We start from the raw sequence: 14,966 nt of genomic DNA, 5'->3' as shown, positions 1-14,966 counted from the left end.
AACGCCCTCACTCAGCCCTTGGCGGCAGACCGCCCGCCATGCTTTATTGGCTGAGAAAAGACGGAACCCAACCCGATCAGCAGGTGCAACGAGTAGCTTAATTTATGCCAGATCCTGTCCAATGATCGGGGAGTAGCTCAGGTGACGGTTTTGTCCACCGAAAGGTTCGAGCCCTATAACCGAGTCAAGCTCACCCCCTTGCTTGCAGGTGCCGTCCAATTCGGGGAAATCGTCACGCCGGGCTTTGATGACCCAGGGCAAGATTTGCGCTTGCTGACCGGAATGCGCGCCAAGTCGATTGATCGAACGCAGCGCTTTGTGACCACGGCTGATGGACAAATTTGGCCCTTTGACAAGCTGATCATCGCGACCGGATCGCGGGCCTTTATCCCAGGCGTGCCCGGTCGCGACCTGCCCGGCGTTTTCACCTTTCGCTCGGCCGAGGATGCCTCTGCCCTGATGGCTCGCAGTATTAGTGCGCGTCGCGTTGTCGTGATCGGGGGAGGCCTGCTGGGTCTAGAAGCTGCGCGCGGGATGCAGCAGCGCCAAGCCCAAGTCACCGTCGTCGAACATGAGAACCGCTTAATGCCCCGTCAATTGGACGAGGATGGCGGCGCGGTCTTGGCCGAGAAGATCATAGAGCTTGGCGTCAAGCTTCACGCAAGCGTCGCGGTTCGCGCCATCGAAGGCGAGCACCGGGTCGAGGGCGTGCGGCTCGCAGATGGCACTGTATTGCCCTGCGATACCGTCATAATTTGTACTGGCGTTCGGGCACGAACCGATTTGGCGCAGGCCGCGGAACTCCGCTTTAGCCGCGGGATCACTGTCGACGATGCCATGCGGACGTCAGACCCCGACATCTATGCGATCGGCGAATGCGCTGAGCACAGAGGGATCGTGCATGGTCTGGTCGGCCCCGGCTACGAGCAAGCCGATGCAGCCGTCGCGGACATTCTGGGAGAACACGGGCACTACGCGGGCTCAACTCCGACCACAAAGCTAAAGGTCATCGGTGCGGACGTTTTCTCTGTTGGCCAGATTGAGCAGTTGGAAGTTGCCGCCGACGTAAGCAGTCGTGTCTGGCGCGGCGAGACTGGATATCGTCGTGTTTTCCTGCGTGGGGGCCGTTTGGTCGGCGCGATTGCCGTGGGAAGTTGGTCTCAGGCCAGCCGCGTCCAAAGCGCCATCCAGAACGAAGCGTTGATTTTCCCTTGGATGGTCGGGCGCTTCTTGCGCGGTGGATCGCTCTGGATTGAAGAAGACAGCGACATCTCGCAGATGCCAAATGCCGCGACCGTGTGCAACTGCACTGGTGTTACTTGCGGACGGCTGCGCGACGCGATGTCAGGCGGAGCCAACACCCCCGAAGCGCTGAGCGCGGCGACCGGCGCAGGCACAGTCTGCGGCACGTGTGTTCCGCTGCTGGAAGAGATGGTAAACAGCGGCGCAGCCCCCAAGCCCGTTCGCTGGTATCGCCCCATCCTGATTTTATCTGCTTTGGCCGCGCTCGCTGCTCTGACCGTCGCGCTTGTGCCGCGCATCCCCTACCGCACCAGTTTCGACGCAGAGAGCCTGCGCGTTTGGCTGTGGCGCGACAATATCGTGCGGCAGTGGACAGGCTTTGTCCTGCTTGGGTTCACTTTGGCCGCGCTGGTGATCGGCCTGCGCAAGCGCCTGCGGTTTATGGACAAGCTTGGGGCCTATGACGGTTGGCGGCTGATCCATCTGGGGATCGGTGCCTTGGCTGCAATCGGGCTGATTGTACACACCGGGCTGCGTCCCGGTGACAACCTGAACCTCATGCTCTTTATCAGCTTTGCCGCGACGCTGGTGTTTGGCGCGGCAGCCGGTTTGGCAACGGGGGGCGATCACGAACTCCGTGCCCGCCGCATCGGAACCGCCCGCAAACCCGCCCGCCGTTGGCCCACCTGGGCCCATATCGTGATGATCTGGCCGTTGCCGTTGCTGATCCTCGCCCATGTTTTAACCAGTTACGCGTTCTAAGGAGGGCAACAGATGTCACGCAACGCCCTTCTTTGGATGCTCTGGAGCCTGCTGACCTTTGTCGGTGCAGGCGCTGTTTTCGCAGCGCTTTATATCGGCGGCGACCGGACGGTCCTGCTGCCAGGTCAAACAGCTGGGGCCCACCACCAGCTTGAGATCGCCTGCGAAACCTGCCACACCTCGGACCCGTTCGACAGTCAAGCCACGGTCCGCAAGGACATCAACAAGACCTGCACGACCTGCCACAAAGACGAGTTGAAAGAGGCTGACGACAGCCATCCGAAAAAGAAGTTCACCAACCCGCGGATGGCCAGCTACTGGGAAAAAATTGACGGGCGCTTCTGTACGTCCTGCCATTCCGAGCACCAGCCGGAAATCACACTGCCGATGATGGTGACCCTGCAAGGCGATTACTGCGTGGCCTGCCATTCCGAAGGCGAGCAGGACATTCGCAAAGACCGCGAGAGCCACGCAAACCTGACCTTTGACACCTGTGCCTCCTCGGGCTGCCACAACTACCATGACAACCGCGCACTTTATGAGGATTTCCTTGTAAAGCACGCCGATACACCGTGGCTGATGGACGAACCCGTGGTGGCCGCAGCCGCCCTGCCCCAACTGCCCCGCGCCAGCAGCACAGACGAGATAGAGAGCTATTTGGCCTCGCTCGACGCGCCTGTTCAGGATGACGAGATCGCCCACGATTGGGCTGGCACGGCCCATGCTGCGGCGGATGTCACCTGCACGAGTTGCCACGCCCCCGAAGAACAGGCTTGGACCGACCACCCCGAAGAGGGCATTTGTGCGGACTGTCACAAACCCGCAGCCAAGAGCTTCTCTCTCGGCCGTCACGGGATGCGCCAGCACTCGAAAATCTCGAAGCCTCGAGACGCAGGCAAACAGCTGAAATCTCTGGGCTGGAAAGATGCCCCCGAAGATTTAGTCACCGCGCTGAATGCCTTTCTTAACGACCCGACACCGCCTGCGATGATGAGCACGGACGAGGCTTTGGTCGACCTGTCGGAGGACGTCCACGGTCTGGGAATGACCTGTACCTCCTGCCATTCTCCGCACAAGGAAGCACCACAGCAAACAGCCGTAACCGCCTGCCTTAGCTGTCACAACGACGATCACAGCCAAAGCTACGAGGAAAGCCCGCACTTTGCCCTCTGGCAGGCAGAAGCCACAGGCACCGCACCCGCGGGCACCGGCGTGACCTGCGCCACCTGCCACATGCCGCAGTCCGAGAAAAAAGGCTTTGCCGTCACCAACCACAACCAGAACGACAACCTTCGCCCGAACGAGAAGATGATCCGCTCTGTCTGTCTAGACTGTCATGGATTGGGCTTTGCGATCGATGCGCTCGCCGACCCTGCGCTGATCGCGAACAACTTCAAGGGCCAACCATCCCGCCACATCGAAAGCATCGATTGGGCGACAAGCCGCGTGGAACCGTCCGACCAAGGCGCCAACCAATGAACGCACGGTCCCACGCAAACCCCTGCCAAATCATAATCCAACAGGAGAGATAGTTATGACCAGCTACGGAACAAAAATCAAAGCAGTCCTTCTCTGCGGCGCAATGGCGTTCAGCGGAGCCACTGCCGTCCACGCCGAAATGGAAGAGCAAGAAGTTGCGGACCTGCTGCACCTTGTCATGTCTTCGGACCGCACAGTCTACACACGCATGATCGTCAACCGTCTGGCGGTCAAAGAAAAAGTCATCACCGCCTCCGAACACTTCGAAGATGAAAAAGCGCTGGTTCTGCCCGCACAGATGTTCCGCTTTGGCGCGGAGATGGTGGCCGAAGAAACCGATGCTTTCTCGTACTCGCTGTTGTCGCTCTGGCCGATTAACAAGCAGAACGCTCCTGCAACCGACCTCGAAAAAGAGGGCCTACAGTACCTCGTCGATAACCCTGGTGAGAACTTCTACGGCGAAGAAGAGCTTGGCGGTCAGAATTACTTTACCGCGTTTTACGCCGACGTCGCTGTGGCCGAGGCGTGCACCTCGTGCCACAACGATCACAAGGACTCGCCCAAGACTGACTTCGAAGGCGGTGACGTGATGGGCGGTGTGGTTATCCGCATCCCTGTGGAGTGATCTGGTGCGGCGTGCGGTGATCTGCGCGGCGCTCCTTGTGGGCGCCCCCGCAGCGGCAGAAGTCGCCTTGTCCGACGTGCTATCTGCACGTGGGCTTGACGGTTTTGTCACAGTGGACCGACTGCCCCAGCCGGACACCCCAATGCTGATAGAAGGCCAAGGTGTCTGGGAGGGCACCTGTATGGCCTGCCACGGCGGGAACAAAGCTACCGGCGCCCCAAAAATTACCGCAACCAACAAATGGCAGCCCCGCATCGCGCAGGGGCTGCCCACCCTAATCGAACATGCCACGCAGGGCTTTGTGGGCAAGACCTACACCGAAATGCCCGCCCGCGGCGGCAATCCCGACCTCAGCGACGCAGAGATCGCAGCATCCGTGGCATTCATGGTTTGGGCGAGCGGCGGCGCGGATGAAGCACTCGCCTTCATCGCAACAAACAAGGAATGAGAGAAATGACCCCTGAGAAAATTACCCTCGTGCAAGACAGCTTCAAAAAAGTCGCACCGATCGCTGGCCCCGCGGCTGACATCTTCTACGACAAGCTCTTCGAACTTGCGCCGCAAGTGCGTCCCCTCTTCCCCGAAGATATGACGGAGCAGAAGAAAAAACTGATGCAGATGCTGGCGATCGCTGTAAACGGCCTCACTAAACTGGACGAAATTCTGCCCGCCGTTCAGGATCTTGGCCGCCGCCACAACGGTTACGAAGTGACGCCCGAGCACTACGGTTATGTCGGCGAGGCCCTGCTCTTCACCCTCGGCAAAGGCCTTGGCGATGATTTCACCCCCGAAGTCAAAGAAGCGTGGGCAGAAACTTACGGCGTCCTCGCAGGCGTGATGATTGAGGCACAAAACGAAGCCGCCGCCTGATCTTTCCGGGCCGAGCGACATAGTTCGGCCCTTCTCGCTCTAGCGCCAGGATGGACCCTCCCACAACGCGTTGCGTGCTTTAAGGCTCTGAAAATCGAGCCGTTCGCTCACCCCGCGTTTCGGACACTGATTTAAGATTCGATTTTTTATCTGCAAACCTCTCGCGGAGAGGAGATCAGAGTTGCCGAAGCCGACGAACAACTCACCCAAGTTCAAAGCGCAAGTCGCGCTTAAATGCACTGAGCTTCATCTGGTCCAAGATCAACATGACCTGCCGCTGAACAATCATAGAGCGGCGTTAACAGCCTGATGGGCGTCAATCTGGCCAAATATCTTGGTCGGCGAACTCAAATCGCCAGATCTTAACGCGACTGTACCTGTTGACCGAAAAATTCAGTCAACAGCCCTTCAATGGATGTTCACAGCACAAAAGTACGGCGATCAGCGTTTGAATAGCTTGCTTCTCGCTGGTCGTTGACCATTTCCAAAACTCTGAGAGTCGTCGCGGTAGAATGAACCACTTCTCGCCATTTCTGCCCCTGCAGTATGCAACTTCAATCCGATCAGAGCATCTGAGTCATCAAGCCCTGAGATTTCGACCGCGCTACCAACCTCTTTACAGAAACCTGCTCTCTCATACAGTGCTTCAACTTCGATACGCTGGTCACGATCAGGGCCATCAATCCAGATTTCTAATCTGGTCAAAGGACGCGCCCGACCGCGCGAGCCGAGGAACTGACCAGGATGCGCCACTTGACCGGTGTTCGCATCACGCACGACGATATTTACATTGTTCTCCGCTGGCAGCAGAAGGCCTTCGATCGTTTGGTTTGCGCCATTGCCGCGCGCCCAATCGCCCGCTTTAACGGTGACATCTCCGACATTTGCAATATGGGCAATGACGCGATCTTCGTAACTGGGCTCACTCCGGTATTGGCTGGAGGCTGCGTTGCGATCTCGATAATCGATGCGCTTCGCCGCAGACGAGGAATTCCATTTCTGGGCAGACTTCTCGCCAAGGTATTCGACCATAACACCAGCGCGCGCAGGTTCACCAGGATGGATTGATTCGATCTCCAGGCTGAGGATCGCTGGCCTTTGGCACCGCACAACCCAGCAATCGCCGGGTTCGGCGAGGACGTCGCTCTGCGCATTGGGATCAGTGATCAAGGTCAAGTTATCGCGAGATTGCGTGGGAATGTGGGCCCGAATGATGGCATTTGAGCGCCCACCTTTTGCTTCGTAGCGAATTAGGGCGAGGCCCGTGGTTAGTTTAATGTCCTCAATCATAGACTTGCTTTCTAATATCTTATTCTTCGCGCATTGCGCTGTCCCAACGCCGCAAAATGGGTGTGAGAACGTATTCCAATGCAGTTCTCTCGCCAGTTGGCAGAATGACTGAGACCGTCATACCAGCAACCAACTTATCCTTAATCTCATCCGGCACAGTTTCTGAAAGCATGTGCACTTCGGCTTCATAATAACTCTCATCAGAGGCTGAATCGACGATTCTATCCCGCGAGACTGCGAAAAGCTCGCCCTTGGCTGGCGCCATTTCGATACTCGCAAACGCAGGGAAGGTAATCAGTGCCTCAATTCCCGGAAGAATGTTCTCAATGTCGTTCGGAGAAATTTTGGCCGAAATCACATAATCCGCCGTGTTTGGCGCAATCTTCATGATCGTCTCACCAGAGCCGATGACAGCTCCGACATTGCTTAGGATGCTCTCCTGCACGGTGCCCGAAACAGGGGCCTTGACCTCGATGCGCTTCAGGGAATCGCTACTGACGATCAGATCACGCTCCAATGCACGGATCTCTGTGTTCACTTCGTCGAGTTCTTCAGCTGCAGTCTGACGATAGGTTTCAACCGACTGACGAATCTGCAACTCGAGACCCGAGATTGACTGCTTCGTTCTTGCAATGTCGATTTCCGCCTGCGCAATCTTCTCCTGAAGCTCTAACTGCTCGCGGAGCAACGTCAGAACCGCCGCCTGATTGGTCAGCCCACGATCAAACAAACTCTGCTGATTCTTCAAATCCCCTTCGACAAGCTCCAGCGCCCTCTCCGCAATACTGCGCCCGAGTTCTAGGCCCTTGATCTCTTCTCGGTACTGCTCGATCTGTGTGCGGAAAAGTTCTTCATTTTGCTCCAATGTCGTTTTCGACAGTGAGAACTGACGCATTTCGTCGTTGAGTTGCTTTTGAAATGCCGGACTATTTTGTGCAGCCATCAAAAGATCCTCTGGGAACTCCAATACGTCTCCAAGCTCGATCTCTTGTTCCAATCGAACGCGTTTTGCTTGTGATCCGAGCAGCTGTGTATTGTAGAGTTCCGCAGTAGCTTCACCGGTCGTAGGGTCAAGGCGCAAAAGAACATCGCCCTGCTCAACTTCTTGCCCATCCCGCACCAAGATTTGGGAGACAATCCCGCCCTCAAGGTGCTGGATTATCTGAGTATTCGCAGCATTCTCGATCACACCTGATGAGACCGCAGCGCTATCCAATCGCGCTGTGTACATCCACCATCCAAGTCCGCCAAAGAAGATAACAATCAGCAGGACACTATTGCGAATAGCGCGGTTTAGAATTCGATCCGTATGCAACAGCTCTGGCCGTTTGCTGGTCTCGGGCGCAGGGAGTGTGTTTGTGTTAACCATGTAACTGCGCTCCTTTGGGGGCATCAGTATCGTCGTTGGTCGCAAGCAAGCGATTTCCCGACTGCTCAAGCCTTCCGATCATATCATCCTTGGAACTGAATGAGTGCATGTAGCCGTCTTTGATCACCAGAACATAGTCGCTGATTTGAAGCATATTGGTCTTGTGCGTGCTGAAAACAGTCGTCGCCCCGGAGCGCTTCATCTCGAGAATGCCGTAGGCGAGATTTTTTTCTCCTTCGGAATCCAAAGCGGAATCGGGCTCGTCCATGATCAGAATTCGGGGCGAGTTATAGTAGGCGCGTGCCAAACCAATTCGTTGCTTTTGTCCACCGGACAGCGGCGCACCATCTGGTGCTAGGTTAAAATTCAGGCCACGCTCAAGGCCTTGGACCATCTCCAACGCCCCGGCACGGCCGAGCGCTTCGAAGATCTTGGTGTTGTCTGTCTGGTTTGGATCAAACCGAGAGACGTTTTGCGCCACCGTCCCCGGCAATAGGTCCACAGTCTGAGGCAAATACCCGATCGAAGCGCCGCGCTGTGCCTCGGGCCACTGCGCCATAGGAAAGCCATCAATTTTCACATTTCCAGCGCTGGCCTGCTCTGCTCCTGCAAGCAACCGGAGCAGAGTAGACTTCCCGGCACCACTCGGGCCGATCACCGCAACAACGGACCCTGCTGGAACACTGAAATGGACCCCAGAAAGCAAGCTTTTACCTGCCTTGGTCCTGTAACCAACATGTGCGCAGGTGAGGTGGCCAACCATAGTCGGCAGAGCGGCTTTCTTCACTTCCTGATTCTTCTCGAGAACCCCGTTCAACCTTTGCATCGCGTCGCGGGTCTCTTGAACCACAGACCAATTCTTTGCAATCGCGACCGCTGGCGACACGCCTCGCATCATAACAATAAATGCAGCCATGCCCGTCTCCGCTGTTACCTTGTCGAGCAAAAACAATACCGCCCCGACGAAAATGACCAGCACCATCATCCCACGGTTCAAAACGTTGATATACGTCTCCACATATCGCGCCGACATCTTGCCTGTTATTAGTTTATCTGAGGCATCTGCTTGTAACTTGCCCCATCGGTGGCGGACACCTTCCATGAGCCCCATTGCGCGGATCACATCGGATTTTGCCGCTGTAGAAAGACCAAAAGCATAGGCTTCATCTTCCAATGGCTTTGCTTCTTTCCGAGCGAGTTTCCAAATTTTGCGCGCCTGAAAACTGAACAGTGTAATCAGAGCGATGAGCACAATAGAGACCCAACCAAATACAGGGTGCAGAATGAAGAGCACACCAACAAATAGGGGCGTCAGTGTCGCATCCATCAAGTTCGCTGTGAAATTTCCAGTGACCCCGTCGCGGAAAATGGCAATATCAGAATAAGAGCGAAAGGCATCTTTCTGACCGCTTCTGTGCACCGCACCAAAAACTAATGATCGTAGGTCATTATCGATCTTGAAACCGATCGCAGAAAGGCCATTGTCACGGTAGTAGCCGATGGCACCCCAGACGATCAAAATGAAAACGACCAGCCCAGTCAGGAACCAGAGCGTCTCCCAACTGTAGCTCACGAACACACGTGAGCTGACCTGCAAGAGGTAGATGAAGGGGCTCAGCGCCAAGATCGCAACAAAAGAGCTTACAAACCACAGTGTGAGGTATTGGGAGCTATATCGCTTTAAAAGACTTGCAATATTCATTATCTGTCCATTGCCCAATATATTCAGGGCCTAGCAAAAAGGTCTCCGAACTTGTATCAATCTTTCATTCCTCTTCAAGAGCTTTGGGATACAGCTCACAGGATCTTTGATCCATTTTCATACAAGCCAACACTGCGCGAGAGATTTGTACCAATCTGCATGGAGGAAAGCTTCGCTCTGAGTAGTCACTACCCGATTGTTTGGCGACGCAACGATGTCGGCGGGCTCGAGCTAGTTGCCGTCCGCACCTTACTGAGAGATGCTGAAATTCCGGGCATTAGGAGGCTGGGACTTGATGCCTTGCCCACACTTTTGCAGGCCTACCCCTTCAGACACAAAAATCACTTGCTTGGAGATTTCGACATCGGCTTGGATCGCGCCGCGCCAGCTTCAGAGCGAAACGCCGGCTCCTACATTTACGACCACCTTGGGAATATGAGCTCGGGTGCTGAGCTGAAACTGAAGAAACTTGAGCTGTTCACGCGTACCGCTAAGTGGGAAAATTCTCTCACATCGGCACTAGTGCGGCATAACATGCTTGAACCGGTTGAGTTGCCATCCGATATTCAGGAGCGGTTTGAGGTTCCTGAGTTTTTCACCGCAATTCTAGAAATCAACCATCCTATTTTACTGGCGGGGATCCCAAGCGAGAGCTGGAAGTTAGCTTTAGCATTTCTCTCAGCCCAGCGGCTATCCCTTTTCCGTATGGGTCAGATTATTCGACGAAACGAGCGGGAAATAGAAATTTCATGACTGAGTGGTACGCAAATCTACCAGGGAAGCCCAGGCCCGATCCCATCAGCGGGAAGCACCTTGCAGCATGGCCAGACGATGGACCACTGAACTTCGGACAATCACTTGGCTTTTGCCCATTGACCTACAGTGAACTTCATATGATCGCCTATCACCTTCCCATCGCAGCGATTGCAGGCAGCGAAGGGCCAGAGATAATGCTTGATTTACGGCGAGACCGCCTTGTCTCTCCTCCAACCAACGTGGCAGGCGAATGGAAAATGCATTATTTACCAATGGCGTTGCGGCTGTTGCCATTCAATGCAACAGCCTCTGGGAAGGAAGAGAGGCTCCTAGACCTGCATATCGGAGAAAACAAAGCTCGTAGCCCCGAAAATCAGGCTTCATTGAAGAGACTTCTCGTCAGATTCGCTCAGGGCAGAAAACGTTTAACGACGTCAGCGAGAATTCTTGTCGAAGAAGGCTTCCTGACAAATGACATCAATCCAGCCATTTACGAAATTGATCAGAACGCTCTGCTTCAAAAAACGTTGCAGCGACCCCACGCGCAAGCATTTCGGCTATTGATGGTCATGTTGTTTTCCCAAAGGAACTATGTGACCACACAGAGGTTCTCTGCCTTTATGCTGCACGACTCTCCGAGTGAAATCAAAGAAAAGAAAGACGGGCTGGATATCTCCAAGTTCCTTTCATCTGGCAGCTCTATTCAGTTTTAAGCATGACAAGATGCGTCTACCAGCGCAGCTCGCAAAGGAAGCTTTATGGCAGTAGATGGGACACGATTTCATCCACTGCTTTCCAAACTTGTCTTTCAGGCGCCATTAGTCGTTTGAAAGTTGCTTTTTTGGGCCTTTCCCCAGAAAGCTGACCTGTTTCGACTTGGTACTCCTTGTGCCAACTCTTCATATCCTCAGCAGAGAACTGGGAGATTCTTTCCGACGCCTCTCGCAGCTTTTTTATCTTCCTGTCTGAAAAAAATTGACTTGCATTCAAAGACTGAGGGGTCTCGATCGAAGTTTCGATTGCTCGGAGTAGTTCACTTTCCATCAAGGGGCGTTGGAAGAACTCAGCATCAAGCGCACGTGCATCATCCTTGAAACGCGCGTACATTTTCTCGGCATTCCGCTTATCAAGGCGAAGCTTGGTCCATAACCTGTTCGATTTACCGCTCAACTGTCTGGCGACGGCCGCTCCCAAAGGAAGTCGCAAGTGTTTGGGAACACCTCCCTGAATGAGCCCCTCTTGAACGATTAATAGGCCCGATAGTTCCTCCAGCGACAGGCTTTCGTTCGACGGCTCAACAGATTCCAGTTTGTACCTTTCGCCCCCCAGCAGATGGGAAAAAAAGTCATCAACGATGTCGTTTGACTTTAACTCACCGTACATAAAGGGACGCAACGTAAACCGCTCTTGTAGGAGCTTTTTCCATCCCAGAAACCTCGGATGATACTGAAGCAGCGTGCCACCGCACATAATACCTGTGAATTCATCCAAGTTTCCGGTGAAGGCCCCAGTTTTGATGCGTTGTGCGTAGCCAGAGATCAAACGACCTGAATGAGATCTGACATATGCGATCGCTCGGACATCTTGAGAATACTCTGGCAAGTGCTCTTTCAGGGCTGCATCGAACTGAGCAGGGGCAACTCTTTCAAAAAACTCTGCAGATATAATCCCCACGTCAGCAGTATTACTTTCGCACCACGCTCGCTTGGCATTCAATAATCTTTTTATTCTCTGCTGATTACCTTTGGCAATTACATTGGCGAGCACACTCGCGTTGGTTTCGGGTTGGCTTACGAGCGTTGTTTTCTCTGGTACACATGCATTTTTACGCATCGCCGCTTGAATTGCAGTCGACCCACATTTCGGATCGCCGATGTGAAAAACAAGATTTTTAATCACGAACAATTCTCCCGCAGAAGGGGTAGCGCAAAGCTATGATTATTGTCTCAGCTTTCACTGAGGTTCTTGGCACGTGTCTGAATGCGCAGATCTTCAAAGTGACGGACCCAAGGTTCGGCTTGCTTCTCAAAAGCACTCGCGAACATTTCTGAAAAGAGCGTAAGCGTTCGCAGTTCTGACTCTGAAAAGTAGTCCTCAGGCAGCATTGATTGTGGCGTATCGCAGGCCGAACGGACAGCGTCATCCAACGCTTCAGCTAAGAATGGCGTCTCCGCAAAAAAGTCTCGGTCCATCGATTTGGCATCCTCGAGGAACCTGTTCTGCGCTTTCTTCGCCAAATCTTTGTGAATCTGGACTTTTGTCTTCGGGCCAGCCTTCGCTTTGTCGTGCCCCTGCGTCATTCCAATCACCCGATGGACTTCCCACCCCAGATGATGACGAAAGATCCAAGGCTTATGCTCTACGAATTCGTGCAGAAAGGAGATCCGAAGGAGATCCTCAAGGCCAAGCGAAACGTTGCTCCGATCAAGTCGTGTCAAATCAGCTATTTCGTAATTTCCAGAGCCAAACGCATATTCAGAGAAGTCGGAAATGACTGACTGAGAAACAAGGAGCCGACGAGAGAAAGGCCGCAGAACAAAAGCCTCGCCAAATACGGCTTTCCATTCCGAGAACCTCGCATGATACGGGAAAATGTTATCTCGCTTCATGCGGCTGAGATAGAAGGCCTCAAGATCACCTTTGAAATTTCCAATCTTCAGGCTTTCTCCAAAGGTCGCCAGAATCCAAGAAATATGCGGTCTAACATATGCAATGACCTTCAGCTCGCTAACATGCGGCGCAAAGAACTCATCGTAAATCTTCTTGAACCGGGTCGCAGAGATGTCCGCCAGCAACTCAGCAGAGATAACACAAATATCCGAGTCAGAATGAGCTATCCCGTTCGCCATTTTGGTCAGCGCTGATCTTGCTTGTTCCTTGCTCTTTTCTTCACTGCCCTCGTAGTTACGGATGTGCTTCACGATCACATTGTGGGCGAGTTTGGAGTTATAATAAGGAAGCTGCCCGTTCACCGAAATTCGGTTTGTCGCAAGCGCGTCTTGAATTGCAGTTGATCCGGTTTTGGGGTCGCCGATGTGAAGAACCAGAGTTTTCTTACTCGAAATAGTCATCTTACTACGCCCCGTCATTCAATGCGTATTCGTCCTGCAGTCGGCCAGCCAGGTCACCCAAGCCGCCCAACCCTTTAGTGGGCGCACTTAGCCAACAATGTCGGGAGGGTGCAAGACCTGAGCCCATAGAGCGCGTTCTCTGTCATCAAACAGCGACATTTTGAGCAGGACAGCGAGCAACCTTGCAAAGATCCGCCAAACATCGTTCGCTGCCACTCATAAGCGCCCTGAATGTTAGGCGTTCAGACCGGTGCGACGAAGAATGCGGGCACCTTGACGCCCTTTTGCTGCGCCTCAACGAATCCACGCGCAGTGTCCAGAGCCTCGCGAATTGTGACGTCCATATCGAGGTAGCGATAGGTCCCCAAGCGGCCAACAAAAGTGACGCCAGACGCCGCGTTGGCCAATTCCACATACTCAGAGAGCAGAGCTTTCTCTTTGACCTGACGGATCGGGTAATAAGGAATGTCTGCAGGCTCAGCCGCGCGGGAAAACTCTCGGTAGCAGACCGATTTTTCGTGGTTTTCCCAAGGGGCAAAGTGCTTGTGTTCGGTGATGCGGGTGTAGGGTACGTCGACCTCGCCATAGTTCATGACGGCGCAGCCTTGGTAATCCCCTTCATAGTTGAAGCGTTCAAAATCCAAGGTCCGATAACCCAGACGCCCTAGTTTGTAGTCGAAATATCCATCCAGTGGTCCGGCATAAAAGACGTGTTCGTAGCCTTCGGCCATCTCGGCGCTGAATGTCGTGTTCAACCGAACTTCGATGCCAGAACAATCCAGCATCCGCTCGATCATCACGGTATAGCCGTTTTGGGGCATCCCTTGAAATTTGTGGAAGAAGTAGTTGTCATCGTAATTAAAGCGCACAGGCAAGCGCTTGAGGATCGAAGCAGGCAACTCGCTGGGATGGCATCCCCACTGCTTCATCGTGTAGCCTTTGAAAAAGGCCTCATAGAGCTCCTTACCCACAAACCGCATGGCCTGCTCTTCAAAGGTTTGAGGATCCTCAATGGACGTGTCCGCCTGCTCTTCGGTGATAAACTGGCGCGCCTCATCGGGGCGCATTGTTTTGTCGAAGAACTGGTTAATGGTGTGCAGGTTGACCGGCAGCGAGAAGACTTGCCCCTTGGACGTTGTTTTCACGCGGTTTTTGTAGGGCATGAACGTCTCGAACGTGTTGACGTAGTCCCAGACTTCTTCGTCATCTGTGTGAAAAATGTGGGGGCCATAAACATGGACCATAACGCCGGACTCTGCGTCCCGTTCAGTATGACAGTTCCCCCCAATGTGATCGCGGCTATCGACGATGGTGACCCCGTATCCGTCCTGAGCGAGGTGGCGGCCAATCACCGCTCCGGACAACCCCGCCCCAACAATCAGAATTTTACCTTTAGACGCAGCTGAAGTGGTCATCATCAAAGTCCCGTACCAAAAATTCAGCGTCGTTAAATCTGATCTGTGCGTTAGGAACAACCGTTATCAATGTGTCCTTAGAAAAAGCGCGGATCTATGCTCTGATGCGTTCCGTATAAGGTGCGGACGCCGCACATGATTCCATCGTCTCACTCCAGGGGTACCGCCGACCACAACAACTCTGTGGCGCGCCCCAGAACTCGGCAAGGTCAGACATAGTGCCTCAGGCTGCTGAAATTCGGCGCTTTTGCTCGACTTTTTGGCGCAAGGACCGTAATGCCTTCGGCAACCTCTTGCCACGTAAATACGTTTGGTATACATCCGCATACAATTAAGCTTGCCGCCGCTCGCCAACCTATATTTTGCCGTCCGGCACCCAAGCTTG

General features: G+C 54.0%; 13 protein-coding genes. 7 read left to right on the top strand and 6 right to left on the bottom strand.

The window, feature by feature from the left end; translation table 11 throughout:
- Positions 1-141: 141 nt before the first annotated feature.
- From AB9K37_RS08305 to AB9K37_RS08285, 5 genes are read left to right on the top strand one after another with little or no spacing between them, the layout of a single operon-like run.
- Entirely contained in the window at positions 142-2,004 is a 1,863-nt protein-coding gene (locus AB9K37_RS08305) for an FAD-dependent oxidoreductase (RefSeq protein ID WP_369837083.1), read from the top strand.
- Between the two features lie 12 nt (positions 2,005-2,016).
- Positions 2,017-3,483 carry an ammonia-forming cytochrome c nitrite reductase subunit c552 gene (locus AB9K37_RS08300; protein WP_369837081.1) on the top strand — a complete coding sequence of 489 codons (1,467 nt, stop codon included), beginning with the start codon at positions 2,017-2,019 and terminating at the stop codon, positions 3,481-3,483.
- Positions 3,484-3,538: 55 nt separating this feature from the next.
- Positions 3,539-4,108, top strand: a complete 570-nt coding sequence (locus AB9K37_RS08295) for a DUF3365 domain-containing protein (RefSeq protein ID WP_072707661.1) — start codon at positions 3,539-3,541, stop codon at positions 4,106-4,108.
- Between the two features lie 4 nt (positions 4,109-4,112).
- The gene (locus AB9K37_RS08290; RefSeq protein ID WP_369837078.1) at positions 4,113-4,556 is read left to right on the top strand and encodes a cytochrome c5 family protein; all 444 of its coding nucleotides are present in this window, start codon (positions 4,113-4,115) and stop codon (positions 4,554-4,556) included.
- 5 nt (positions 4,557-4,561) lie between these two features.
- Positions 4,562-4,978 carry a globin family protein gene (locus AB9K37_RS08285; RefSeq protein WP_369837076.1) on the top strand — a complete coding sequence of 139 codons (417 nt, stop codon included), beginning with the start codon at positions 4,562-4,564 and terminating at the stop codon, positions 4,976-4,978.
- A 441-nt stretch (positions 4,979-5,419) separates the two neighbouring features.
- Here the strand turns inward: AB9K37_RS08285 and AB9K37_RS08280 are convergent, their stop codons facing one another.
- From AB9K37_RS08280 to AB9K37_RS08270, 3 genes are read right to left on the bottom strand one after another with little or no spacing between them, the layout of a single operon-like run.
- Positions 5,420-6,268, bottom strand: coding sequence for a hypothetical protein (locus tag AB9K37_RS08280; protein ID WP_369837073.1), 849 nt, complete (start codon positions 6,266-6,268; stop codon positions 5,420-5,422).
- 19 nt (positions 6,269-6,287) lie between these two features.
- Entirely contained in the window at positions 6,288-7,637 is a 1,350-nt protein-coding gene (locus AB9K37_RS08275) for an HlyD family type I secretion periplasmic adaptor subunit (RefSeq protein WP_369837071.1), read from the bottom strand.
- The gene (locus AB9K37_RS08270; RefSeq protein WP_369837068.1) at positions 7,630-9,339 is read right to left on the bottom strand and encodes a type I secretion system permease/ATPase; all 1,710 of its coding nucleotides are present in this window, start codon (positions 9,337-9,339) and stop codon (positions 7,630-7,632) included. Before AB9K37_RS08270 ends, AB9K37_RS08275 begins: the two co-directional genes overlap by 8 nt.
- Positions 9,340-9,390: 51 nt before the next feature.
- Between AB9K37_RS08270 and AB9K37_RS08265 the strand changes: the two genes are divergently transcribed.
- Together AB9K37_RS08265 and AB9K37_RS08260 are read left to right on the top strand one after the other, a co-directional pair.
- Positions 9,391-10,092 (top strand): SapC family protein, encoded by a 702-nt coding sequence (locus AB9K37_RS08265; protein WP_369837066.1) that lies wholly within the window; start codon positions 9,391-9,393, stop codon positions 10,090-10,092.
- Positions 10,089-10,808: a hypothetical protein gene (locus AB9K37_RS08260; RefSeq protein ID WP_369837063.1), complete on the top strand. Its 720-nt coding sequence runs from the start codon at positions 10,089-10,091 to the stop codon at positions 10,806-10,808. Before AB9K37_RS08265 ends, AB9K37_RS08260 begins: the two co-directional genes overlap by 4 nt.
- A 43-nt stretch (positions 10,809-10,851) precedes the next feature.
- Here AB9K37_RS08260 and AB9K37_RS08255 read toward each other — a convergent pair whose 3' ends face one another.
- From AB9K37_RS08255 to glf, 3 genes are all read right to left on the bottom strand, one after another.
- A complete protein-coding gene (locus AB9K37_RS08255) occupies positions 10,852-11,994 on the bottom strand; it encodes a hypothetical protein (RefSeq protein WP_369837060.1) in 1,143 nt (380 codons plus the stop codon).
- Between the two features lie 47 nt (positions 11,995-12,041).
- Positions 12,042-13,166, bottom strand: a complete 1,125-nt coding sequence (locus AB9K37_RS08250) for a hypothetical protein (protein WP_369837057.1) — start codon at positions 13,164-13,166, stop codon at positions 12,042-12,044.
- A 242-nt stretch (positions 13,167-13,408) separates the two neighbouring features.
- Positions 13,409-14,581, bottom strand: coding sequence for a UDP-galactopyranose mutase (glf, locus tag AB9K37_RS08245; RefSeq protein ID WP_369837054.1), 1,173 nt, complete (start codon positions 14,579-14,581; stop codon positions 13,409-13,411).
- Positions 14,582-14,966 lie beyond the last annotated feature (385 nt).

It is taken from the genome of Donghicola sp. XS_ASV15, assembly GCF_041224595.1.
Lineage (GTDB): Bacteria > Pseudomonadota > Alphaproteobacteria > Rhodobacterales > Rhodobacteraceae > Donghicola.
Note: the sequence above shows the minus strand (reverse complement) of the source record. Positions and strands in the feature narration are given on the sequence as shown.

Coding starts and splice junctions, on each gene's coding strand:
- AB9K37_RS08300 (WP_369837081.1), top strand. CDS start 2,017: ATGTCACGCAACGCCCTTCTTTGGATGCTCTGGAGCCTGCTGACCTTT.
- AB9K37_RS08295 (WP_072707661.1), top strand. CDS start 3,539: ATGACCAGCTACGGAACAAAAATCAAAGCAGTCCTTCTCTGCGGCGCA.
- AB9K37_RS08285 (WP_369837076.1), top strand. CDS start 4,562: ATGACCCCTGAGAAAATTACCCTCGTGCAAGACAGCTTCAAAAAAGTC.
- AB9K37_RS08280 (WP_369837073.1), bottom strand. CDS start 6,268: ATGATTGAGGACATTAAACTAACCACGGGCCTCGCCCTAATTCGCTAC.
- AB9K37_RS08275 (WP_369837071.1), bottom strand. CDS start 7,637: ATGGTTAACACAAACACACTCCCTGCGCCCGAGACCAGCAAACGGCCA.
- AB9K37_RS08270 (WP_369837068.1), bottom strand. CDS start 9,339: ATGAATATTGCAAGTCTTTTAAAGCGATATAGCTCCCAATACCTCACA.
- AB9K37_RS08260 (WP_369837063.1), top strand. CDS start 10,089: ATGACTGAGTGGTACGCAAATCTACCAGGGAAGCCCAGGCCCGATCCC.
- AB9K37_RS08250 (WP_369837057.1), bottom strand. CDS start 13,166: ATGACTATTTCGAGTAAGAAAACTCTGGTTCTTCACATCGGCGACCCC.
- glf (WP_369837054.1), bottom strand. CDS start 14,581: ATGACCACTTCAGCTGCGTCTAAAGGTAAAATTCTGATTGTTGGGGCG.